The organism is Streptomyces sp. SAS_281, assembly GCF_052542855.1.
In genome coordinates, this window is the sequence record NZ_JBMNDO010000028.1 from 1 (window position 1) to 21,498 (window position 21,498).

17 protein-coding genes and 1 riboswitch are annotated in these 21,498 nt (G+C 73.0%); of the genes, 6 read left to right on the forward strand and 11 right to left on the reverse strand.

The features are described 5' to 3' along the window. Window positions 1–84 precede the first annotated feature (84 nt). Window positions 85–2,523 (reverse strand): DNA helicase PcrA, encoded by a 2,439-nt coding sequence (pcrA, locus tag ACN6LM_RS13170; RefSeq protein WP_445065529.1) that lies wholly within the window; start codon window positions 2,521–2,523, stop codon window positions 85–87. Between the two features lie 161 nt (window positions 2,524–2,684). Continuing rightward, window positions 2,685–2,835, forward strand: a riboswitch (cyclic di-AMP (ydaO/yuaA leader). On the opposite strand from pcrA, the gene ACN6LM_RS13175 reads away from it, so the two are divergent. Beyond that, window positions 2,834–4,006: an NlpC/P60 family protein gene (locus tag ACN6LM_RS13175; RefSeq protein WP_445065530.1), complete on the forward strand. Its 1,173-nt coding sequence runs from the start codon at window positions 2,834–2,836 to the stop codon at window positions 4,004–4,006. (Overlaps the previous riboswitch by 2 nt.) Before the next feature lie 55 nt (window positions 4,007–4,061). Here ACN6LM_RS13175 and ACN6LM_RS13180 read toward each other — a convergent pair whose 3' ends face one another. Continuing rightward, a complete protein-coding gene (locus ACN6LM_RS13180; protein ID WP_143623587.1) occupies window positions 4,062–4,415 on the reverse strand; it encodes a hypothetical protein in 354 nt (117 codons plus the stop codon). 309 nt (window positions 4,416–4,724) lie between these two features. Between ACN6LM_RS13180 and ACN6LM_RS13185 the strand changes: the two genes are divergently transcribed. Then, window positions 4,725–5,774: an NlpC/P60 family protein gene (locus ACN6LM_RS13185; protein ID WP_445065531.1), complete on the forward strand. Its 1,050-nt coding sequence runs from the start codon at window positions 4,725–4,727 to the stop codon at window positions 5,772–5,774. Window positions 5,775–5,816: 42 nt separating this feature from the next. Further along, the gene (locus tag ACN6LM_RS13190; protein ID WP_445065532.1) at window positions 5,817–6,584 is read left to right on the forward strand and encodes a GNAT family N-acetyltransferase; all 768 of its coding nucleotides are present in this window, start codon (window positions 5,817–5,819) and stop codon (window positions 6,582–6,584) included. Here ACN6LM_RS13190 and ACN6LM_RS13195 read toward each other — a convergent pair. Both ACN6LM_RS13195 and ACN6LM_RS13200 read right to left on the reverse strand, forming a co-directional pair. Then, window positions 6,581–7,285 (reverse strand): LuxR C-terminal-related transcriptional regulator, encoded by a 705-nt coding sequence (locus ACN6LM_RS13195; protein WP_445065533.1) that lies wholly within the window; start codon window positions 7,283–7,285, stop codon window positions 6,581–6,583. The genes ACN6LM_RS13190 and ACN6LM_RS13195 overlap by 4 nt on opposite strands. Then, window positions 7,269–8,567: a PspC domain-containing protein gene (locus tag ACN6LM_RS13200; protein WP_445065534.1), complete on the reverse strand. Its 1,299-nt coding sequence runs from the start codon at window positions 8,565–8,567 to the stop codon at window positions 7,269–7,271. Before ACN6LM_RS13200 ends, ACN6LM_RS13195 begins: the two co-directional genes overlap by 17 nt. A gap of 186 nt (window positions 8,568–8,753) precedes the next feature. Between ACN6LM_RS13200 and ACN6LM_RS13205 the strand changes: the two genes are divergently transcribed. Both ACN6LM_RS13205 and ACN6LM_RS13210 read left to right on the forward strand, forming a co-directional pair. Continuing rightward, complete coding sequence (locus ACN6LM_RS13205) at window positions 8,754–10,067, forward strand: PspC domain-containing protein (protein WP_445065535.1); 1,314 nt, start codon at window positions 8,754–8,756, stop codon at window positions 10,065–10,067. Further along, window positions 10,054–10,317, forward strand: a complete 264-nt coding sequence (locus ACN6LM_RS13210; protein WP_445065536.1) for a hypothetical protein — start codon at window positions 10,054–10,056, stop codon at window positions 10,315–10,317. Before ACN6LM_RS13205 ends, ACN6LM_RS13210 begins: the two co-directional genes overlap by 14 nt. On the opposite strand, the gene ACN6LM_RS13215 is transcribed toward ACN6LM_RS13210, so the two are convergent. The 4 genes from ACN6LM_RS13215 to guaA all read right to left on the reverse strand — a co-directional run bounded on the left by ACN6LM_RS13215 (window position 10,224) and on the right by guaA (window position 14,946). Continuing rightward, entirely contained in the window at window positions 10,224–10,745 is a 522-nt protein-coding gene (locus ACN6LM_RS13215) for a DoxX family protein (protein WP_445065537.1), read from the reverse strand. The genes ACN6LM_RS13210 and ACN6LM_RS13215 overlap by 94 nt on opposite strands. Before the next feature lie 121 nt (window positions 10,746–10,866). Further along, window positions 10,867–12,132, reverse strand: a complete 1,266-nt coding sequence (locus ACN6LM_RS13220; RefSeq protein WP_445065538.1) for a hypothetical protein — start codon at window positions 12,130–12,132, stop codon at window positions 10,867–10,869. 146 nt (window positions 12,133–12,278) lie between these two features. Next, window positions 12,279–13,034 (reverse strand): SAM-dependent methyltransferase, encoded by a 756-nt coding sequence (locus tag ACN6LM_RS13225; RefSeq protein WP_445065539.1) that lies wholly within the window; start codon window positions 13,032–13,034, stop codon window positions 12,279–12,281. A gap of 325 nt (window positions 13,035–13,359) precedes the next feature. Beyond that, entirely contained in the window at window positions 13,360–14,946 is a 1,587-nt protein-coding gene (guaA, locus tag ACN6LM_RS13230) for a glutamine-hydrolyzing GMP synthase (RefSeq protein WP_147970504.1), read from the reverse strand. 334 nt (window positions 14,947–15,280) lie between these two features. On the opposite strand from guaA, the gene ACN6LM_RS13235 reads away from it, so the two are divergent. Continuing rightward, window positions 15,281–15,589 carry a chorismate mutase gene (locus ACN6LM_RS13235; protein ID WP_445065540.1) on the forward strand — a complete coding sequence of 103 codons (309 nt, stop codon included), beginning with the start codon at window positions 15,281–15,283 and terminating at the stop codon, window positions 15,587–15,589. 300 nt (window positions 15,590–15,889) lie between these two features. Here the strand turns inward: ACN6LM_RS13235 and ACN6LM_RS13240 are convergent, their stop codons facing one another. The 3 genes from ACN6LM_RS13240 to ACN6LM_RS13250 form a co-directional block, all read right to left on the reverse strand. Continuing rightward, on the reverse strand, window positions 15,890–17,605 hold the full coding sequence (locus ACN6LM_RS13240; protein WP_445065541.1) for a peptidase: 1,716 nt from the start codon (window positions 17,603–17,605) through the stop codon (window positions 15,890–15,892). Window positions 17,606–17,895: 290 nt separating this feature from the next. Then, window positions 17,896–19,728, reverse strand: coding sequence for a GMC oxidoreductase (locus tag ACN6LM_RS13245; RefSeq protein ID WP_445065542.1), 1,833 nt, complete (start codon window positions 19,726–19,728; stop codon window positions 17,896–17,898). 50 nt (window positions 19,729–19,778) lie between these two features. Further along, window positions 19,779–21,410 carry a succinic semialdehyde dehydrogenase gene (locus ACN6LM_RS13250; protein WP_445065543.1) on the reverse strand — a complete coding sequence of 544 codons (1,632 nt, stop codon included), beginning with the start codon at window positions 21,408–21,410 and terminating at the stop codon, window positions 19,779–19,781. Window positions 21,411–21,498: the final 88 nt, after the last annotated feature.

Consider the following 21,498-nt stretch of genomic DNA (forward strand, 5'->3'; position numbering starts at 1 on the left):
CCGCGACCTCCTGACCGACCTCGGCCTCAAGGAGCTGCCATGACCACCGCCGGGGAGGGCGCCCCCCCCCCCGCCGCCGGTCTCTCAGAGCTTCTGCACCGGCGCGTACCGCAGGAGCAGCTTCTTGGGGCGGTCGTCGCCGAAGTCGACCGTGGCCTTCGCCTGATCACCGACGCCCTCGACCGCCGTCACCGTGCCGAGGCCGAACTGGTCGTGTGTGACCCGGTCGCCCGCGACCAGCGTGATCGTCGGCTTGTCCGAGGTCCGCCGGGTCGCGAAGCCGGAGGGGCCGGAGCGGGCCCGGGAGGCGGAGAGCGACGAGGTGATCCCCGAGGTCGGGCCCGCCGGGGCGGCCATCGGGCCCTTCCTCCTCCAGTCCAGGTGCTGGTCCGGGATCTCCTCCAGGAACCGCGACGGCGGGTTGTACGAGGGCTGGCCCCAGGCGCTGCGCATGGCGGCCCGGGTCAGATACAGCCGCTCGCGGGCGCGGGTGATGCCGACGTACGCGAGGCGGCGCTCCTCCTCCAGCTCCTTGACCTGGCCGAGCGCCCGCATGTGCGGGAAGACGCCGTCCTCCATGCCGGTCAGGAAGACGACCGGGAATTCGAGGCCCTTCGCGGTGTGCAGGGTCATCAGCGTGATGACGCCGGAGCCGTCGGTGTCCTCGTCGGGGATCTGGTCGGAGTCCGCGACGAGCGCGACCTTCTCCAGGAACTCCGCGAGCGTGCCCGCGCCCTCCTCCTCGCCCCGGTCCTGCTCGAATTCCAGGGCGACGGCGGCGAGCTCCTGGAGGTTCTCGATGCGGGTCTCGTCCTGCGGGTCGGTGGACGCCTGGAGCTCGGCGAGATAGCCCGTACGCTCCAGGACCGCTTCCAGCACCACGGCGGGCCCGGCGCCGGACTCCACGACCGTGCGCAGCTCCTCCATCAGCGTGTTGAACCGCTTCACGGCGTTGGCGGAGCGGGCGGCCATGCCGTACGCCTCGTCCACCCGGCGCAGCGCCTGCGGGAAGGTGATCTTCTCGCGCTGCGAGAGCGCGTCGATCATGGCCTCGGCACGCTCTCCGATGCCGCGCTTGGGGACGTTGAGGATACGGCGGAGCGGGACGGTGTCCTCGGGGTTGGCGAGGACCCGCAGGTAGGCCAGGACGTCCCGGACCTCCTTGCGCTCGTAGAAGCGGACGCCGCCGACGACCTTGTAGGGCAGGCCGACGCGGATGAAGATCTCCTCGAAGACACGGGACTGCGCGTTCGTCCGGTAGAAGACGGCGACTTCGCCGGCCTTCGCGTCGCCCGCGTCGGTGAGGCGGTCGATCTCCTCGGCGACGAACTGCGCCTCGTCGTGCTCGGTGTCCGCGACGTAGCCCGTGATGCGGGCGCCGCTGCCGGCCTTGGTCCAGAGGTTCTTGGGGCGGCGGCTCTCGTTGCGCTCGATGACCGCGTTGGCGGCGGACAGGATCGTCTGGGTGGAGCGGTAGTTCTGCTCGAGAAGGATCGTCGTCGCGTCCGGGTAGTCCTCCTCGAACTGGAGGATGTTGCGGATGGTCGCGCCCCGGAAGGCGTAGATCGACTGGTCCGCGTCACCCACGACGCACAGCTCGGCGGGGGCGTTCTCGGGGCCGGCCGGGCCGACCAGCTCGCGTACCAGCGTGTACTGGGCGTGGTTGGTGTCCTGGTACTCGTCCACGAGGACGTGCCGGAAGCGGCGGCGGTAGTGCTCGGCGACGTCGGGGAACGCCTGGAGCAGGTGGACCGTCGTCATGATGATGTCGTCGAAGTCCAGCGCGTTGGCCTCGCGCAGCCGGGCCTGGTACATCGCGTACGCCTGGGCGAGCGTCTTCTCGAAGCCGTCGGACGCCTGGCCCGCGAAGGTCTCCTCGTCGATGAGCTCGTTCTTGAGGTTGGAGACCTTGGCGGTGAAGGACTTCGGCGGGTAGCGCTTCGGGTCCAGCTCCAGGTCGCGGCAGACCAGGGCCATGAGCCGCTTGGAGTCGGCCGCGTCGTAGATCGAGAACGAGGAGGTGAAGCCGAGCTTCTTCGACTCGCGGCGCAGGATGCGGACGCAGGCGCTGTGGAAGGTCATGACCCACATCGCGTTGGCCCGGGGCCCGACCAGCTGCTCGACGCGCTCCTTCATCTCGCCCGCGGCCTTGTTGGTGAAGGTGATCGCCAGGATCTGGCCGGGGTGGACGCCCCGCTCGGCCAGCAGGTGGGCGATGCGGTGGGTGAGCACCCTGGTCTTGCCGGACCCGGCGCCGGCGACGATGAGCAGGGGCGACCCGGCGTGCACGACGGCGGCGCGCTGCTCGGTGTTCAGCCCGTCGAGCAGCGCCTCCGGGTCGATGACGGGGCGGTGCGCGCCGTCGCGGTAGTACGCGTCACGGGGCGGCGGGGGCCCGTCGAACACGCCCGCGAACAGGTCCTCCGGCACCGCTTCGGGTGCGGAGTCCTCGGGGGGCGGCGGGGGCGCGTCCTCCTCCTGCTGGAGGCCGGCCAGGAAACTGTCGTCAAAGAGGCTGCTCATCGCTGTCCGAGTCTAAGGCGCCCGACTGACACCCGGCCCCGCTCCGAAAAGGTCACGGAAATGTATCGGGCATATCGAACACCAACCTTCACAGCGGCCCCATGCGTTGGCTAGCGTGCACGTTCGGACGGCCCGTACCCCCAGAGGCGACCCACGCCGAGCGGGCCGCCACGCCGAATCCGGGCCCGCCCGGAACCGGGGACCCACACGCAGTACCGGGGTGAATCGGTCCTTCCCCACCGGACCGTAGGGCAGCCTTCCGTTCCGCCCGAACCCGACAGCTAACCCGGTAGGCGGTCCACGGAAGGAGATGCCGGCCTTGGCGTCGCATCGCAAACCGCGCACCCGGGTGCGCTCCACCGTCCCCGCCGTCGGGCTGACCTCGGCCGCGCTGGCCTCGGTGACCCTGCTGTCCTCGCAGAGCGCGATGGCCGCGCCCACGCCGAAGCCGAGCATCGAGGAAGTCCAGCAGAAGGTGGACGACCTCTACCGGCAGGCCGGCAACGCGACCCAGAAGTACAACCAGGCCAAGGAGGCCACGGACAAGCAGAAGTCCAAGGTCGACACGCTGCTCGACGACGTGGCCAAGCGCACCGAGAAGCTGAACGCCGCCCGCAGGACGCTGGGCAACTACGCCGCCGCCCAGTACCGCAACGGCGGCCTCGCGCCGACCGCCACCTTCTTCCTGGCCGACGACCCGCAGTCGTTCTTCGACCAGACCCACCTCATGGACCGCATGGCCGAGCGCCAGCAGCAGGCGGTCACGGAGTTCCGTACGCAGCAGACGAAGGCGTCCGAGCAGCGCGCCACGGCCGTGGAGAGCCTGGAGACGCTGACCGAGTCGCAGGCCGCGCTGCGCACCAGCAAGCAGAACGTCCAGACGAAGCTGACCGAGGCCCGGACGCTGCTGTCGAAGCTGACCGCCGAGGAGAAGGCGCGCCTGGCGGAGCTGGAACGCAAGAAAGAGGCGGAGGCGAAGCGGAAGGCGGCGGAGCTGGCGAAGAAGCAGGCCGCCGCCAGGAAGGAGGCCGAGCGGAAGGCCGAGGAGTCGGGCGGGAGCGGTACGGAGACGGGCTCGGGTTCCACCGCCGGCACCGGCTCCGGCACCGGCACCGGCTCCGGCACCAGCGCGTCCACGAAGGCGGAGAAGGTCCTCGCGTTCGCCCGCGCCCAGATCGGCAAGCCGTACGTCTGGGGGGCGACCGGCCCCGCCTCGTACGACTGCTCGGGGCTGACGCAGGCGGCCTGGAAGGCGGCGGGCGTCGACATCCCGCGCACCACCTGGGACCAGGTGAACGTCGGCACGCGAGTCGCCACGGCCGACCTGCAACCCGGTGACCTGGTGTTCTTCTACGACGACATCAGCCACGTCGGGATCTACAAGGGCGACGGGATGATGATCCACGCGCCGAAGCCCGGGGCGAACGTGCGCGAGGAGTCGATCTACTACATGCCGATCTACGGGAGTGTCCGCCCCGCCTGACCGGGGAGGAGGGGCGGCCCGCGCGCGGGCCGGCCCTCCCGCGTACCGCCGCCGCTCAGGTCCAGAGCGTGGCGATGAAGATGTTCGCCAGGGTCAGCGCGCCGACCGCCGCGAAGAACCCCTTCTCGACCTTCTCCTCGTCCCGCTTGACGTAGACGAGCCCCAGGATCACGACCAGGAACAGCAGCTTGATCCCGATCTTGACGTTGTTCACGGGGTGGTCGTCGGCCTGGTCCAGGCCGACCAGGGCGATGCCGGTGACGAGCATGGTCAGCGCGCCGTGCAGCATGCCGGGGACGAAGCGGGCGGTGCCGGCCTTCATCGCCTTCATCTGACCGAGGAAGCCGCCGAGCAGGGCGGCGATGCCGATGATGTGCAGGGCGACGACGAAATCGATGAGTACGCGCATGGTTCCGCACCCTAGAGCCCTCCCGCCGGATCGCTCCGGGCAGGGTGGGGCCTACGGGCCGCTTGAATGATGAATGCACTTTTTGCCTGATTCTGTGACCCTTTTTCCGGTCATTCATGTTTCAAAGACGGCCATCCGGCGACAATGCCACGCCAAGAGCGGGCAATAGCAGTCATAACGACACCTTCCCGTGACCTCGGATTAGCGTCCCTTCCCGGTGGCCGCGGACCAGGACCCTCCTCGCCGGCCACCGGAGGAACCCCGCCGGTACACCCCGCCGGGCCGTCGCACGGAAGGACGCCCGCCCCCGTGGCAGCGCATCGCAAACCCAGGCAGCGCCTCACCACCGCCTCCGCGGCCCGAACCGCCGCGGCGACCCTCGCCGTCGCCGGAGCCGCGACGGCCGCCGTGCTGCCGGGAGCCGCGCACGCGGACCCCGCGCCCACCGCACGGCAGGTCAAGGCCCAGGTGGACCGGCTGTACCGGGAGGCGGAGGTCGCCACCGAGAAGTACAACGGCGCGAAGTCCGAGGCGACCGCCGCCGCCAAGTCGGTCGACGCCCTGCGCGACGAGGCCGCCCGCAGGACCGCCCGCCTCAACAGCGCCCGCGACGTGCTCGGCGCGTACGCCGCCGCGCAGTACCGCTCCGCCGGGATCGACCCCTCCGTGCAGCTGGCGCTCTCCTCCGACCCCGACCAGTACCTGCGCCGCGCCACCTACGCGGAGCAGGCCGGCGAGCGCCGGGCCGCCGAGGTGCGCTCGGTGCGCCGCCAGGTCGCGGAGATCGCCCAGGTACGCGCCGAGGCGGCCGGGAAGCTCACCGAGCTGGCCGCCCGGCAGGCCGCCCTGAAGGAGCACCGGGCGACCGTCCGCGCCAAGCTGGCCGAGGCCCGCCGTCTGCTCGCCCGCCTCACCCCGGCCGAGCGCACCGCCTACGACGCCTCCGAGACCGGGCGCGGCACCGGTCACGCGGACCGGAGCGCACCGCGCGGTGCCGTCGCCGCGCCCAACGCCCGTGCCGCCCAGGCGGTCGCCTTCGCGTACAGCGCGCTGGGCAAGCCGTACGTGTGGGGCGCGACCGGGCCCCACTCCTTCGACTGCTCCGGGCTCACCCAGGCCGCCTGGCGCGCCGCCGGGGTCTCGCTGCCCCGGACCACGTACACCCAGATCAACGCCGGGCAGCGCATCCCGCGCTCCCAGCTGGCCCCCGGGGACCTGGTGTTCTTCTACTCGGGCGTCAGCCATGTCGGCCTGTACATCGGGAACGGCCGGATGATCCACGCGCCCCGCCCCGGGGCCCCGGTCCGGGTCGCGCCCATTGACGAAATGCCCTTCGCGGGGGCCACCCGGGTGGCATAGGCTCCGGCCTCTTGTCCCCGACGCCCCGAAGGACACCCGAACATGCCGATGGACGCCGACGTCCAGACCCATGCCCGCACGCTCACGCTGCGCTCCCCGGACCATGTCCGCGTCGGGCCGTTCGTGATCCGCTACAACCCGAACTGGTCGCTGAAGTACGCCAACTACGCGATCCCGGACCAGGGCGCCGAACCGACGCCCGGTGAACTCGACGCGCTCATAGCGGCGTTCCGCGAGCGGGACCGGATGCCCCGCCTGGAGTTCCTGCCCGGCTGGGCACCCGCCGTCGAACCGGCGCTGCTCGCCGCCGGGTTCACCGTCGAGAACCGCGCCCCGATCCTCGCCTGCGCCCCCGGCGGCCTGGTGCAGCCGAAGCCGGTCGCGGACCTGGTCGTGGCCGAGCCCGCCAGCGAGGCGGAGTTCGCGGCCGCCGCGCTCGTCCAGCACCTGGGCTACGGCGGCGAGGGCGAGCCCGAGGACGGCACGGCGGAGTGGCTGCGCAACGCGGCGGCGGGCGGCGGGGTCGCCGCACTCGCGACGGTGGACGGCACCCCGGCCGGCGCGGGCGGCTGCTCGGTCCCGGTGGACGGCCTCAGCGAGCTGGCGGGTCTGGCGGTCGGCGCGGAGTTCCGCCGCCGGGGCATCGGCGCCGCGCTCTCCGCGCACCTGACCCGCACCGCGTTCGAGCGGGGCTGCCGGGTGGTGTGGCTGGAGCCGGGCGACGCCGACGTGGAGCGGATCTACGCGTCGATCGGCTACCGCCGGGTCGGCGAGAAGCTGAACATCTCGCTCGACCCGGACATGCTCTAGACCAGCCGTCGCGCCGTCGCCCAGCGGGTGAGTTCGTGGCGGTTGGAGAGCTGGAGCTTGCGGAGCACCGCCGAGACGTGGGACTCGACCGTCTTCACCGAGATGAACAGCTGCTTCGCGATCTCCTTGTACGCGTAGCCCCGGGCGATCAGCCGCAGGACCTCGCGCTCGCGCTGGGTCAGGCGGTCCAGGTCCTCGTCGACCGGGGGTGCGTCCGTGGAGGCGAAGGCGTCGAGGACGAAGCCGGCCAGGCGGGGCGAGAAGACCGCGTCGCCGTCCTGGACCCGGAAGACCGAGTCGACCAGGTCGGTGCCGGTGATCGTCTTGGTGACGTAGCCCCGGGCGCCGCCCCGGATGACGCCGATGACGTCCTCGGCGGCGTCCGACACGGAGAGCGCGAGGAAGCGCACCGGGTCCTCGGCGGCGCCCATCAGGGGCGCGCAGCGGCGGAGCACCTCGACGCCGCCGCCGCCGGGGAGGTGGACGTCGAGGAGGACGACCTCGGGGCGGGTCGCCGTGATGACGGTGACCGCCTGGTCGACGTCGGCCGCCTCGCCGACGACCTCGACGCCGGTCTCCTCGGTGCGGCCGATCTCGGCCTGTACGCCGGTGCGGAACATCCGGTGGTCGTCGACGAGCACGACTCGTACCCGGCGCTCCGGGTTCTCCCGGCCCCCGGTCGCCTCACTGGTCCCGTTCATCGCTCGTCCTCTCCATCTCAAGCTCGACCTCGGTGCCCCCGCCGGGCACCGAACGCAGCCGGGCCGTACCGCCGTTGCGCTGCATCCGGCCGATGATCGATTCTCGTACGCCCATTCTGTCCCCCGGTACGGAGTCCAGGTCGAATCCCGGGCCCCGGTCGCGCACGGAGACGAAGACCGTGCGGCCCTCGACCTCCGCGTAGACCTGGACGGCACCGCCCTCGCCACCGTACTTGGCGGCGTTGACCATCGCCTCGCGTGCGGCCTGCATCTGTGCGGCCAGCTTCTCGTCCAGCGGGCAGTCGCCGACGACGACGACCTCCAGCGGGACACCGTGCTTGTCCTCGACCTCGGCGGCCGCCCGTTTGACGGCCTCGGCCAGCGTCTCCGGCTCGTCGTCCTCGTCCTTGCCGGTGCCCTCGGGGTTGTACAGCCAGTTGCGCAGCTCGCGTTCCTGGGAGCGGGCCAGCCGGCGGACCTCGCCGGCGTCGTCGGCGTTGCGCTGGATCAGGGTGAGGGTGTGCAGCACGGAGTCGTGGACGTGGGCGGCGACCTCGGCGCGCTCCTGGGCCCGGATGCGCATGAGGCGTTCCTCGGAGAGGTCCTGGGTCAGGCGGACGAGGTAGGGGCCGGCGAGGAGGGCGATGCCGGTGAGCACGGCGATGGCGGCGGTGATGACGTTGCCGAGCTGGGCGGCGGAGCCGCGTACGACCATGAAGACGGCGAGTCCCAGGCCGACGAGGGCGACTCCGGCCAGGGCGCGGGCCACTTGCAGGACGCGGCGGCGGCGGCCGACCTCCATCCAGCGGGCGCGGCGGGCGTTGTCGGCCTGGCGCCACACCAGGACGGAGCCGGCGCCGATGAGGAGGCTCGGCCAGATGTAGCGGTCGGCCTTGCTGCCCATGTCGACGTTGCCGACGAAGATGACGGCCCCGACGAGCAGCGCGATGAGGGCGAAGACCTGGCCCCTGTCGGGTTTGCGGAGGCGGCGGGTGCCGTCGGGGGCGGTCTCGAAGACGGATCTGGGTCCGTCCACGCCGCCGACGCCGAGCGGGACCACGATCCAGAACACCGCGTACAGCAGGGCGCCGAGGCCGTCCGCGAAGAACAGGCCGAGGAAGACGAACCGGAGCCAGGCGACCGGGAGTCCGAGGTGTCCGGCGAGTCCGCGCGCCACTCCGCCCAGGAGCCGGCCGTCGGCGCTGCGGTACAGCTTGCGCAGCGGGGGCTCCTCCGGGTCGGCGGCGTGGGAGCTTGCGGCTCGGGTGGTGGCGGCTGGCATGGTCCGATCGTCACATGCCCGCGCGGGTGAGGACATCAGGGTCGGCCCCCAGTTCGACCCTGAGACGGCTGGGACGCGGGGGCGGGGCGGGGCCCGGCATCCCTGAGAGGCCGGCGGGGCAATATCAGGGACCGGCCAGGGTCGGGGCGGGTGCCGGTGGGGCCCGGGGGCCGTCACCATGGAGCCATGACCGTTCCCCAGGACGCGCCGCCCGGCGCCGCACCGCCGACTCCCGAGCCCGCTCCGCGCCTGCACCGCAGCCCGCGGCACAAGGTGGTGGCGGGGGTGTGCGGCGGTATGGGCCGGTACTGCGACGTCGATCCGGTGATCTTCCGGATCGTGCTCGGGGTGCTCTCGGTGACCGGTGGCTTCGGGCTGATCTTCTACGGCTTCGCCTGGCTGCTGATCCCGGCGGAGGGCGAGGACGAGAACGAGGCGCGCCGGCTGCTGTCGGGACGGGTCGAGCTGGCGTCGCTGAGCGCGGTGCTGTGCGCGCTGATCGGCTGCGGTCTCTTCCTGTCGATGCTGGGGAACGGCGGCACGCTGGCGTTCTCGGCGATGCTGTCGGTCGCGGTCCTCGGCTTCTCCATGTGGACGCAGGCGCGCAAGACGGCCGACCCGCAGGACCCGCTGCACCAGGCGGCCGCGCAGGCGGCGTCGGACGCGCCGCCCGAGGTCATGGCGCCGCCGACGCTGTCCTGGCCGTCCTGGTGGCGCGATCCGATAGTCAAGGACGGTTCGACGGGGAAGGTGGCGATCGGCTATCTGTGGGGGCCGCACGATGCCGCCGTCGCCGGGGAGCCGCGCGGGGCGACGCCCGACGCGCCGTTCCGCCCGCCGCCGCCCCGGTCGCGGGAGGTGCGGGGGCCGCGCTCGATCGCCGGCCTGGCGTTCCTCGGCGCGCTGCTCGCGGGCGGTCTGGGTACGGGGCTGACCTGGGGGTCCCAGCCGCTGGGCACGAGCCTGGAGGTCGGCCTGGCCGCCGCGCTCGGGGTGTTCGGCCTGGCGATGCTGGTCAGCGCGTTCGTCGGGCGGACCGGCTTCGGCACGCTGCTGCTGGCGATGATCACGTCCGGGCTGCTGGTGGGCGCGGCGTCGCTGCCCAAGGACATCGGCACGGACTGGGTGCGCGAGGAGTGGCGCCCGGCGTCCGTCGCCGCCGTCCGGCCGTCGTACGCGATCGGCGCGGGCCAGGCCGAGCTGGACCTGACCCGGATCACGGTGCCCAGGGGCGAGACGGTGCGGACCCGGGTGGAGGCCCGGGCGGGCCGGGTTCTGGTGCACGTCCCGCCGGAGGTCACCGTCCGGGTGCACGCGCGGACCCGGTTCGGCGCGCTCGTGGTGGTGGACGGGCGGCACAAGGGCGATCTGGACATCCGCGCCACGCAGGACCAGCGCAAGACGCTGTCGCCGGCCGAGGGCAGCACCCCGGGCGGCACGGTCGACCTGGATCTGGAAGTGGACTACGGACAGGTGGAGGTCAACCGTGCCGCGTCATGAGTTCCGGCCGGGCCGGGCCGTCACGGGCCTGATGATGCTGGCCCTGGCCGCCGGATACGCGGCGGACGCGGCGGGCGCCTGGGACGCCCCGCCGCAGTTCTTCGTCGCGCTGTTCGGCGGCGGGCTGTGGACGGCCGCGTGGGTGACGTGGATCGGCTACCGCATCCGCCGCCGGCGCGCCGCGAGGAGCGCGTCCAGCGAGAGCGACGGCGCCCCGCCCAGCAGCAGCGGCAGCCACGCCATGAGGTAGACCAGGTCGTTGCCGAGGTAGTACGGGGAGACCTGCCAGCTGACGGTCAGCCACAGGCTCAGCGAGATGAGGGCGCCGCCGAGCGCGGCGATCCTCGTCCACAGGCCGAGGAGGGTGCCGATGCCCACGGCCAGCTCGCCGATGGCGATCGCGTAACCGAAGCCGGACGGGCCGTTCAGGGCCAGGTCGACCAGGCCGGGGATCGCGGCGGAGTCGCGGACGGCGTGCATCTGCTCGCCGATCGACCCGGGGCCGGTGGCGTGGAAGAAGGCGCTGTCGGTGAGCTTGTCGAGCCCCGCGTACACGAAGGTGACGCCGAGGAAGATCCGCAGCGGCAGCAGGGCGTGCTCCCGCGCCAGCTCCCGCAGGCTGCTGCCCTCGCCCTGGACACGTCCCAGGCCCCGCCCGTTACCGCCGTACCCGTACATGCTGCTCCCGCCTTCCGCGGCCGTGCCGTGTCCACCGGACCGTGCGGCCCGTCACCCGACCTTACGTACGAACGCGGCGAAAGCGTTCAGCGCGGTCCCGGTTCGCGGGAAGGGCGCCGGGTCAGTCGGTGACGTCGATGGCGACCGGGGCGGTCTCCGTGCCCGCGGCCGTCACGACCTGCACCTCGACCACGCCCGGCTCCACCTCGACCGGCACCGGCACGGTCAGCAGCGTGTCGGAGGGGTTCGCGAAGCCCCCGGGGACCGGCACCAGCGGGACATGGACGTGCACGCTCCCGATCCGCACCACGACCCGGGCCAGCCGGTCCGGGGCCCCCGCGCCCGGCGGCACGAACCCGGCGCCCCGGATCTCGATGTCGTCCCCGGTCCGGATGGGCGCGTCCAGGTCGCCCGCCTCCCGGGACCGGACGACGGAGAGCACGACGGGCCGGCCGCCCTCGCCGTACTTGCCGGTGAAGTAGACGGCCGCCGACACCGCGACCAGAAGGGCGAGGCCCCACGGCAGGTCGGGCAGCTGCTCGGGCCTGCGGGCGAGGCGGACCGCGGCGAACACCACGGCGACCGTGGACACCAGCACGTACTGCACGTCCGTGAAACCGCCGCGCCCCGAGTCGTCGGTGAGCAGGTCCGCCGCGCGCGGCCGGTCGGCGCGCAGCTTCTGGAGCCGCCCGGACAGCACCCGTACGCTCACCACCCGGCGCACGGCCACCGCCACGGCGCACACCAGCGCCAGCACGGTTACGATCCCGGCGCCGCGCGCCAGGTCCAGCCCCTCGATCAGCTCGTCGCGCCGGGCGTGTCCGGACGCGGCGGCCAGTTCGAGGGCGAGGACGAGTACGGAGAACACGGCGAGCAGCACCCAGGACGCGGCGACCGCGCGGGAGGTGGAGAGCCGGTTGTCCTCGCCGATCAGCGGGGCGAGGAGGCCGCCGCGGGCCCGGTGTACGTGGGCGGCGGCGGTCAGCAGCGCGGCGGTGACCAGTCCGGCGACGAGTCCGGCGGTGCGGGCGTGGCTCCAGCCCGCACCGATCGCGGTGGCGGCCTCGGCGAGGGCGAGGACGGCGAGGCCGCCCCAGACCACGACCAGGGTGCGCTGCCACACCCGGTACAGCCAGGCGTCCCCGGCCTCGCGGCCCCGGTCGGCCACCTCGCGCGCGGACTCGGTCAGCTCGTCGGAGACCCACTGCCGGGTCGCGGACGCCGACTGGGCGACCCCGGCGGGCAGCCCCTGTCCGGCGGCGAACCCGTCGCGCTTGGCCAGGAAGGCGGCCACCGCGCGCCGGTGTCCCTGGCGCGCCCCGTGCGGGCAGTCCCCGCAGGTGCAGCCGCCGCCGTGCGCGCCCTGTCGTGCCTCGTCCAACGCCACGGAGAACGCCGCCCTTTCCCGCCCCTGTCGCCACCCCGGGGCGGCCAACTCGTCTGTGAACGCAGCGAATTGTGCCGTACGGGGCGGCGGGCTGCCGCATCGGGGCGCACCGGAGGGGCATCTTCGTCAGCGCGTTCGATACCCGCTCAGGCGCTGAGCACGAGGTAGGCCAGGCCGAGCGTGCCCCGGTAGCCGCCGTAGTAGCCGGTGCGCCGCTCGTCCACGGCGGCGACGACCCCGTCGTGCAGGGGGTGGTCCGGGTGGGCCAGGGCCCAGCGCTCGCCCCGGCCGACGTTGGCGTGCGACTCGAAGAGGTCCCATTCGCGCCGGTCGGCGGCGGTCACCTGGAGCGCCCGCAGCCCCGCCGCCTCGGCCTGGCGGATCAGGTCGAGCAGCGAGCCGAAGTCCCCGGGCTCGGCGCCGAGTCCGGCCAGCGCCGCCTCGTCCGGCTCCCGCTCCCAGAACCCCTCGCCGAACAGGATCCGTCCGCCGGGCCGTACGGACGCCCGCAGCGCGGCCAGGGCCTCGGCGGTCCCGCCGGGCCAGGCGTGCGAGGCGCCGATGGACACGGCGAGGTCGTAGTCCTTCTCCGGCCACTCGGCGGCGGGGGTCTCGTGGAACCGTACGCGCTCCGCGAGCCCCCGCTCCCCCGCGAGCGCCCGGCCGCGTGCGACGGCCTCCCGGTCGGTCTCGACGCCGTCCCCGGTGCTCCCGGGGGCGGACTCCACGAGGCGCATCAGCAGCTCTCCCCAGCCGCTGCCGAGGTCCACGACGCGGGCGCCGGGCGCGGGGGCGCAGGCGGCGACGAGCTGGGCGGCGTGCTCCTCGGAGAGCGGGGTGTTCCAGGTCAGGTGGTCGTTTTGGGCGGCGGACATCAGGGCGCGGATCTTTTCGGCGGACATGGGGGCGGAGCGTGTCACGGGCGGCCCGGCGCGCGCCACGGGTTTTCCGGGGCGCGGGGGTGGGGGTGGGGGTGGGTGCGGTGCGGGGGGAGCGCCTGCGGCGGGCCTGTTCCCCTACCCGCCCCTTCCCGAAACCGGGGCTCCGCCCCGGGCCCCGCGCCTCAAGCGCCGGAGGGGCTGGGTTTCCGCGGCGGGCGGGTTTCCGGGCTCCGCGCCTCAAACGCCGGCAGGGCTCGGCTCCCCCGCGAGGCCGCTGCCGGCGGATACGGCGATGCCGCCGCCCGGTGCATCGGGCGGCGGCATCGTCAGAGGCTCAAGGGGAGGGTCACTCCCACTCGATGGTCCCCGGCGGCTTGCTCGTCACGTCGAGCACCACGCGGTTGACGTCGGCGACCTCGTTGGTGATGCGGGTGGAGATCTTCGCCAGGGTCTCGTACGGCAGCCGGGACCAGTCGGCGGTCATGGCGTCCTCGGAGGAGACCGGGCGCAGCACGATCGGGTGGCCGTAGGTGCGGCCGTCGCCCTGGACGCCGACGCTGCGGACGTCCGCGAGCAGGACCACCGGGCACTGCCAGATGTCGCGGTCCAGGCCGGCGGCGGTCAGCTCCTCGCGGGCGATGGCGTCGGCCTCGCGCAGCAGGTCGAGCCGGTCCTTGGTGACCTCGCCGACGATGCGGATGCCGAGGCCCGGGCCGGGGAAGGGCTGGCGCTGGACGATCTCGTCCGGCAGGCCGAGCTCCTGGCCGACCATCCGGACCTCGTCCTTGAACAGCTGGCGCAGCGGCTCGACGAGCTCGAACTCGATGTCCTCGGGGAGCCCGCCCACGTTGTGGTGGGACTTGATGTTGGCGGTGCCGGTGCCGCCGCCGGACTCCACGACGTCCGGGTAGAGCGTGCCCTGCACGAGGAAGGCGACCTCGGGGCCGTCCTCCTGGAGGATCTCCAGCTGGGCCTGCTCGAAGACGCGGATGAACTCGCGGCCGATGATCTTTCGCTTCTGCTCCGGGTCGGACACGCCGGCGAGGGCGTCGAGGAAGCGCTTCTCGGCGTCGACCACCTTGAGCTTCGCGCCGGTCGCGGCGACGAAGTCCTTCTCGACCTGCTCGGTCTCGCCCTTGCGCATCAGGCCGTGGTCGACGTATACGCAGGTGAGCTGGGAGCCGATGGCCTTCTGGACGAGGGCGGCGGCGACGGCGGAGTCCACACCGCCGGACAGGCCGCAGATGGCGCGCTTGTCGCCGACCTGGGCGCGGATCGCGGCGACCTGCTCCTCGATCACGTTGCCCGTGGTCCAGGTGGGCTCGATGCCCGCGCCCCGGTACAGGAAGTGCTCCAGGACCTGCTGGCCGTGCGTGGAGTGCATGACCTCGGGGTGGTACTGGACGCCGTAGAGCTTCTTCTCGTCGTTCTCGAAGGCGGCGACCGGGACGACGTCCGTGGACGCGGTGACGGTGAAGCCCTCGGGGGCGGCGGAGCAGGCGTCGCCGTGCGACATCCACACCGACTGCTCGTCCGGGGTGCCCTCGAAGAGGGTGGAGCCGGACTTGGAGACGGTGAGGGGGGTGCGGCCGTACTCGCGGGCGCCGTTGTCGTCCACGGTGCCGCCGAGCGTGGTCGCCATCAGCTGGAAGCCGTAGCACATGCCGAAGACGGGGACCCCGGCCTCGAACAGCGCGCGGTCCAGCGAGGGCGCGCCCTCGGCGTAGACGGAGGAGGGGCCGCCGGAGAGGATGATCGCGCGGGGGTTCTTGGCCAGCATCTCGGCCACCGGCATCGTGGACGGCACGATCTCGCTGTAGACCCGGGCCTCACGGACACGGCGGGCGATGAGCTGGGCGTACTGCGCGCCGAAGTCGACAACCAGGACCACGTCGGTGGTGGTGTCGGGGGCGGCGGGGGGTGCTGCTGGCACGGGCGGCCTTCCGGCGGTGGAGAGGGGTCGGTCCTCCAATTCTACCGGCGGCCGGAAGTGACCTGCCCCGGTCCGGACCGCCGCCCCGGGGGTGTGCGGCGTCTCACGATCCGGGCCGGGCGTGGGCCCGGCGGGCACGGGGTCCATACTGGCCACATGCGTCAGCACACGACCTTCGTCTTTACCTATGGCATCCGGCCCGCCGGCTGCCATGGTCGTGCTGCTTGAGCAACTGACAAGCAACGTTCCAGGCGCCCCGGGCCGACAGGCCCGGGGCGTTCTGCGTGCCGGGCCCGTCCGGCCCCGGGGTGCCGCATCCCACCGGGAGACCGCCATGAGCAGCACCACCACCCCCGCCGCGACGACCCCCGCCGAGGCGACCGGCGCCCGCACCGACGAGGCCGCGTCCCTGATCGGCGACGCCCGCACCCGTATCGACGCCCTCGATGACCGGATCATCGGGCTCGTCCAGGAGCGGATGGCGGTCTCGGCGGTGATCCAGGAGGCCCGGATGACGTCGGGCGGCCGTCGGGTCAACCTCTCCCGCGAGACGGAGATCCTGGTCCGCTACCGCGAGGCGCTGGGCAAGCCGGGGACCTCGCTGGCGATGACGCTCCTGGAGCTGTGCCGGGGCCGGGTCTGAGCGCTCCCCCGCCGTATCCCCGTTCGGGCGGAGTCTCACCCGTACGGCGCGTGACCCGGCCCCGCGCGGCTTCGTTGGTCCCGGTGTCCGCGTCGGCCAGGGGCGGATCTTCAGGGGAACCACACGTGGCTCCGCCGGGGTGCGTGGCGTACGCGTGTACGCCGTGGGACCGCGCACCGGCGTGCGTGACCGGTCGGCAGGGGACAGCAGCCCGGTCACATCGGAGGGACCGCCAGGTCTCTCCGGGGAAACGGCCGGCTCCGGGGACGCCCGGGGCCGGCCGTTTCTCCGTGTGCGGGGTCAGCGCGTGGCCCGCCGCCTCGACACGGTGACCAGGACGCCGCCCGCGACCAGCGCGACGAGGGCCGCGCCGGACGCGGAGAGCGCTACGGTGCCGGTGGAGGCGAGCGCGCCGCCCCCGTTGCCGGAGCCGGTGGTGCCGGAGCCGCTCGCGCCGTCGGTCCCGGACGAGGACGAACCGGAGCCGGCCGTGGCACCGGTGGTCCCGGAACCGCCGGTGTCGCCGGAGCCCCCCGTGGCCGTCGAGCCGCCGCCGTCGGAGCCGCCGGCCGTGGCGTGCGCTTCCTCGCCGTTGAGCTCCACCCACGCCTTGTTGTCGGCGGGCTCCGGGTCGAAGGGCAGCGGGGGCGCCTGGAGGTGGGTGCTGCGGACGACGACCGCACCGTTGCTGCCGGGGTCCGCCGAGACGAGCTTCAGCCGGAAGGGGAGGGCGAAGTCGGCGTCCTCCAGGACGGACATGGGCGTGGAGCAGAAGTAGCGCGGGGCCCTCTCCTGGTTCTCGCGGTACCCGCCGGAGGCGGTCACGCCCCGGCAGGCGTCCGGCTTGGAGACGACGTAGCTGCCGCGGGGCACGGTGAAGTCGACCGTGGCGACGTCCTCGCCGGAGCGGATGTACCCGACCCAGGCGGGTCCCTTGTTGCGGAAGCCGAGGGTCACGTCGACGGTGTCGCCCGCCTTCCCGGCGGCCTTGTCGCCGTAGGCGGCGAAGTCGGCGGTGTTCGTGGTCCGGAAGTCGGCGTCCTGCTGGTTGTCCGACGGGTCCAGGTCCGCCGAGCGGACGGCCGGGGCCTTGCGCAGGGCCAGCATCGCGCCCTTGCCGGGGCTGAAGCGTGCTCCGGAGCGCAGCGCCGCGCGGGCGTCGGTGCCGTCCTCGTTGATCCGGTAGAGGAAGGTGTCGTAGAGCGCGCGCTCGGTGGCCCGCAGCACGGGCGGCACTTCCAGCGTGTACGTGGCGCCGGGCTCGTAGCTGCCGGGGAAGGTGCAGAGCGCGGTGGACCAGGAGCCGGGGCTGCCCATGCCCAGCTCTTCCTCGCTGTACTCGCAGTTCTGGTAGCGCTCGGTGAACTCCAGGCCGCGCGTGTTGCGCAGGGTGAGCAGGACGCCCCGGGCGGCGCGGGTGCCGTTGTTGGTGAAGGTGAGGGGCACCGGCTGGCTGTCGCCGGGCTTCAGCTCCGTCTTGAGCGGCAGCCGCTTCATCGACAGGTCGGGCCCGCCGATCGACACGTGCGCGGTGAACGGCCGGAAGGTGGCGCCCTCCGCCTCGGCGGTGACCTCGATGGTGCCGGAGTCGCCGTCCTCGCTGCCCTCGGCGGCGCTGACCCGGAGTTCGGCGAGGGTGCTCAGGCCGGGCCAGATCCCGTAGTCGTGGCAGACGGCGGTGGTCCCGGTCCGCTCGCAGTCCAGGCTGCCGCCCTCGTCGAAGGAGACGTCCGCGACGCCCGCCAGCTTCCCGAAGTCGAAGCGGACCGTGTACTCCTCCGCGAAGTCCCCGTTCTCCTCGTCCTCGGACGGGTTGGTCACCGTGATGTCGAGGCTCGTCCTCCGCGGGGAGCCCGTGGCCGGATACGGGTGCAGGGCGGTCTCGGCGGGGCCGCCGATCGTGAACTCGGGGTCGGCCGCCTGCGCGGGGCCGCTCAGCGCGAGCAGACCGCCCGCCAGCAGGCCGGCCGAGGCGACGATGCCGGCCGCACGGCGGAACGGGGTCGTGCTTCTCATCTCGGGCCCTCGGGGTCGTCGGGAGCTGTGTGACCGCTGTGGCGGCGACAGGGGGTACGACCGGGGGCGCCGGGGAAAAGTTGCCCGGAACCAGATCACGGATCGGGCACGGCCGGCGAAACGATTCCGGAGTGATCCACCTCACATAAGGATTTCATCAGTGCGGGGACAACCATCGGGGCGTCCGACAGGTCATGCATGCGGAACACCGGTTGTCGGTTGTCTTACGACGGACCGGTTACAGCGTGAGGGGCTGCACTGGGAGGGGGGTGCAGCCCCTTCTGCTGCCCTCAGGCCGTCTCCGGCTTCTTCGGCGGCACGGCGGGTATCCCCAGGAACGGCAGCCTGAGCGCGCCGAACGCCTCCTTCGGGACGGCCGGTGCCTGCGGTTCGACCGCCGCCAGCCGCTCGTACGCCTCGCCCTGCGCCGGGCGCGGGTCCGGCTCGCCCTTGTTAGGCCAGAACGACATGGCGCGCTCCGCCTGGGCGGTGATCGTCAGCGACGGGTTGACGCCGAGGTTCGCGGAGACCGCCGAGCCGTCGACCACCGAGATGCCCGGGTGCCCGAACAGCCGGTGGTACGGGTCGATGACGCCCTCGTCCGCGTCGGCGCCGATCGGGCAGCCGCCGAGGAAGTGGGCGGTGAGCGGGGTGCCCATCAGCTCGCCGATGTTGGACCCGGGGAAGCCGTTGATCTCCTCGGCGAGCAGGGTCGCGCTCTGCGTCGCCGCGGCGATCTGCGTGGGGTTGGGTGCGCCGTGGCCCTGGCGGGCGGTGAGCAGGCCCTTGCCGATGCCGCGCGGCTTGCGGTAGGCGGTCAGGGAGTTGTCGAGCGACTGCATGACGAGCCCGATGATGACGCGCTCCGACCAGCGCCGGTTGGAGAGCGAGCGGACGGCGATCGTGGGGTGCTTGACCAGGTTGCCGAGCCAGGCGCGGACCCGGTGGGCGCTGTAGGGGACCTGGACGATGGTCATGCCGCCCATGGCGTTGGAGCCCTTGCCGTAGCGGACGGGCTCGATGTGGGTGTCGGCGTCGGGGTGGATGGACGAGGTGATGGCGACGCCCTTGGAGAAGTCGGGCTTCGTACCGTGCTTCCTGCGGTAGCGCCGGTCGGAGGTCTGGGCGCCGACCAGGCCCTCGGAGTTGGTACGGGTCAGCTCGCCGAGCCGCGCGGAGAGCCGGGGCAGCAGCCCCTTGTCCTTCATCGTGTGCAGCAGGGTCTGGGTGCCGTACGTGCCCGCCGCGACGACCACCTCGCGGGCGCGCAGGGCCGTGGGCTCGGCCTTCTTCCGGCGGTCGGTCGGCACGGTGGCGACGCGGTAGCCGCCCTCGGGGTCCTCGGTGACGGCGACGACGGAGGTCATGGGGTGGATGACCGCGCCGGCCTTCTCGGCGAGGTGGAGGTAGTTCTCGTTGAGGGTGTTCTTCGCGCCGTGCCGGCAGCCGGTCATGCACTCGCCGCACTCGGTGCAGGCCTTGCGCGCCGGGCCCGCCCCGCCGAAGTACGGGTCCGGGACCGTCCCGCCGGGCTTCGCGCGCGCGGTGCCGTCCGCGTCCTGCCCGTCGCCGAAGAAGACGCCGACCGGGGCCGGATGGAAGGTGTCGCCGACGCCCATGGCCTCGGCGGCCGCCTTGAGGTGGACGTCGGAGGGGGTCGTCGTGGGGTTGAGCCGCACCCCGAGCATCCGCTTGGCCTGGTCGTAGTACGGCTTCAGCTCGTCCTGCCAGTCCGTGATGTGCGCCCACTGCCGGTCCTCGAAGAACGGCGCGGGCGGCACGTACAGCGTGTTGGCGTAGTTCAGGGAGCCCCCGCCCACCCCGGCACCGGCCAGCACCATCACCTTGCCGAGCAGGTGCACGCGCTGGATGCCGAAGAGGCCGAGCGCGGGCGCCCAGAGGTAGTTCTTCAGGTCCCAGGAGTTCTTCGGCAGGCTGCCCGGGGTGAAGCGGCGCCCCGCCTCCAGGACGCCGACCCGGTACCCCTTCTCGGTCAGCCGCAGCGCCGACACCGCGCCGCCGAAGCCGGACCCGACGACGATGACGTCGTAGTCGTACGCGGCGTCGTCGTCGGCCGCACCGGCCGGCCGGTCCTGATTCTGGGCAGGGCTGTCCTGGGACATGGCACTCCTCGGTACGAAAAGGACAGAAGTGGTGCGGGGGCGCGGGTGCGTCAGCGCAGGCGGAAGGCCTTCATCGCCTTGAGGCTGCGGGTCATGAACGCGGCGTACTTCTCGTCGTCCATCCCGAAGGACGGGGCGAGCGGGATCAGCCGCTGCTGGGCGACGGTCTGGGCCTCGGTGTACTTGAGGATGCCCTCGGAGCCGTGGCGCCGGCCGAGACCGGAGTCCTTCATGCCGCCCATCGGGGACTGCACGCTTCCGTACGCGGGGGCGTACCCCTCGTTGATGTTGACGGTGCCGGTGCGCAGCCGGGCGGCGATCCGGTGGCCGCGCCTGGAGTCCTTGGTCCAGACACTGGAGTTCAGGCCGTACGGGGTGGCGTTGGCCAGCTCCACGACCTCGTCCTCGTCGCGGAAGCGGTAGACCGAGACGACCGGGCCGAAGGTCTCCTCGGTGCAGACGGCCATGGGCGCCTCGACGCCGTCCAGGATCGTCGGCTCGTAGAAGAGCGGGCCGATGTCCGGGCGGGCGACCCCTCCGGCGACCAGCCTGGCGCCCTTCTCGACGGCCTCGGCGACGTGCCGGACGACGGTCTCCAACTGCCGTTCGCCGACCAGCGAGCCCATGTCGGCGCCGTACGCGAGGGCGCTGCCGAGCCGCATCGCCTTCGTCCGGGCGGCGAACCGTTCCACGAAGTCGTCGGCGACCGACTCGTGGACGTACAGCCGCTCGATGGAGATGCAGAGCTGGCCGGCCGAGGAGAAGCAGGCGCGGACGGCGCCGGCGGCGGCCTTCTCCACGTCGGCGTCCGCCAGGACGAGCATCGCGTTCTTGCCGCCGAGCTCCAGGGAGACCCCGACGAGCCGGGCCGCCGCGCCCTGGGCGACCTCGCGGCCGGTGCGGGTGGAGCCGGTGAACGAGACGTAGTCGGCGTGCTTGACGACCTCCGGGCCGACGACCGGTCCGTCACCGAGGACGACCTGGAAGACCTCGGCCGGGAGCCCCGCCTCGATCAGCAGGTCACGGGCCCACAGGGCGGTGAGCGCGGTCTCGGTGTCCGGCTTCATCACCACGGCGTTGCCGGAGACGAAGGCGGGCAGCGCGTCGCCGACGGACAGCTCAAGCGGGTAGTTCCAGGGGGCGATCTGGCCGACGACACCGCGCGGCTGACGGAGCTCGGTGACCTTGGTGAGCGTCGGCACGACCCCGGTGTGCCGCTTCGGCTTCAGGTACGCGGCGGCCCCGCGGCCGTAGTGCCGGGCGGCGACGGCGACCGCCTGGACCTCCTCGTGGGCGTGCAGCCGGGCCTTGCCGGTCTCCAGCTGGATGAGGTCGAGGACCTCGGACTGCCGGCCGATGACCAGGTCGTGGAAGCGCAGGAGCACGGCGGCCCTGTCCCGGACCGGCAGGGCGGCCCAGGCGGGCTGGGCGGCGCGGGCCCGCTCGAAGGCGGCGGCCACGTCCTCGGGGGTGGACTCCGGCAGGTCGGCCAGCTTCTCGCCGGTGAACGGCGTGTGGTTGGCGGTGCGGCCGGAGCCGGCGACGCCCCGCGTCAGCCGGGCGACCACCTCGGGCGTCACGACATCGGCGGCCGTGCGCACGCCCGCGGGGGCGGCGGCCACGGGGTTGGTGCCGGCCGTGGCGGCGGCGGGGGACGTGGGGGCAGCCTGCGAGTCCGTCATGAGGGCGAGAGTACGTCGACGGGAAGGCTTTGGGTACCCGTGGGTAACACCTTTTCACCGTCTCTCCGGGAGTCCCGCCACACCCCCG

Excerpts from the sequence above, each read along its gene's own strand:
- ACN6LM_RS13225 (WP_445065539.1), bottom strand. The coding sequence starts at position 13,034 with ATGTCCGCCGAAAAGATCCGCGCCCTGATGTCCGCCGCCCAAAACGAC.
- ACN6LM_RS13200 (WP_445065534.1), bottom strand. The coding sequence starts at position 8,567 with ATGCCAGCCGCCACCACCCGAGCCGCAAGCTCCCACGCCGCCGACCCG.
- ACN6LM_RS13215 (WP_445065537.1), bottom strand. The coding sequence starts at position 10,745 with ATGTACGGGTACGGCGGTAACGGGCGGGGCCTGGGACGTGTCCAGGGC.
- ACN6LM_RS13190 (WP_445065532.1), top strand. The coding sequence starts at position 5,817 with ATGCCGATGGACGCCGACGTCCAGACCCATGCCCGCACGCTCACGCTG.
- pcrA (WP_445065529.1), bottom strand. The coding sequence starts at position 2,523 with ATGAGCAGCCTCTTTGACGACAGTTTCCTGGCCGGCCTCCAGCAGGAG.
- ACN6LM_RS13235 (WP_445065540.1), top strand. The coding sequence starts at position 15,281 with ATGAGCAGCACCACCACCCCCGCCGCGACGACCCCCGCCGAGGCGACC.
- ACN6LM_RS13240 (WP_445065541.1), bottom strand. The coding sequence starts at position 17,605 with ATGAGAAGCACGACCCCGTTCCGCCGTGCGGCCGGCATCGTCGCCTCG.
- ACN6LM_RS13195 (WP_445065533.1), bottom strand. The coding sequence starts at position 7,285 with ATGAACGGGACCAGTGAGGCGACCGGGGGCCGGGAGAACCCGGAGCGC.
- ACN6LM_RS13245 (WP_445065542.1), bottom strand. The coding sequence starts at position 19,728 with ATGTCCCAGGACAGCCCTGCCCAGAATCAGGACCGGCCGGCCGGTGCG.
- ACN6LM_RS13175 (WP_445065530.1), top strand. The coding sequence starts at position 2,834 with ATGCCGGCCTTGGCGTCGCATCGCAAACCGCGCACCCGGGTGCGCTCC.
- ACN6LM_RS13205 (WP_445065535.1), top strand. The coding sequence starts at position 8,754 with ATGACCGTTCCCCAGGACGCGCCGCCCGGCGCCGCACCGCCGACTCCC.
- ACN6LM_RS13180 (WP_143623587.1), bottom strand. The coding sequence starts at position 4,415 with ATGCGCGTACTCATCGATTTCGTCGTCGCCCTGCACATCATCGGCATC.
- ACN6LM_RS13250 (WP_445065543.1), bottom strand. The coding sequence starts at position 21,410 with ATGACGGACTCGCAGGCTGCCCCCACGTCCCCCGCCGCCGCCACGGCC.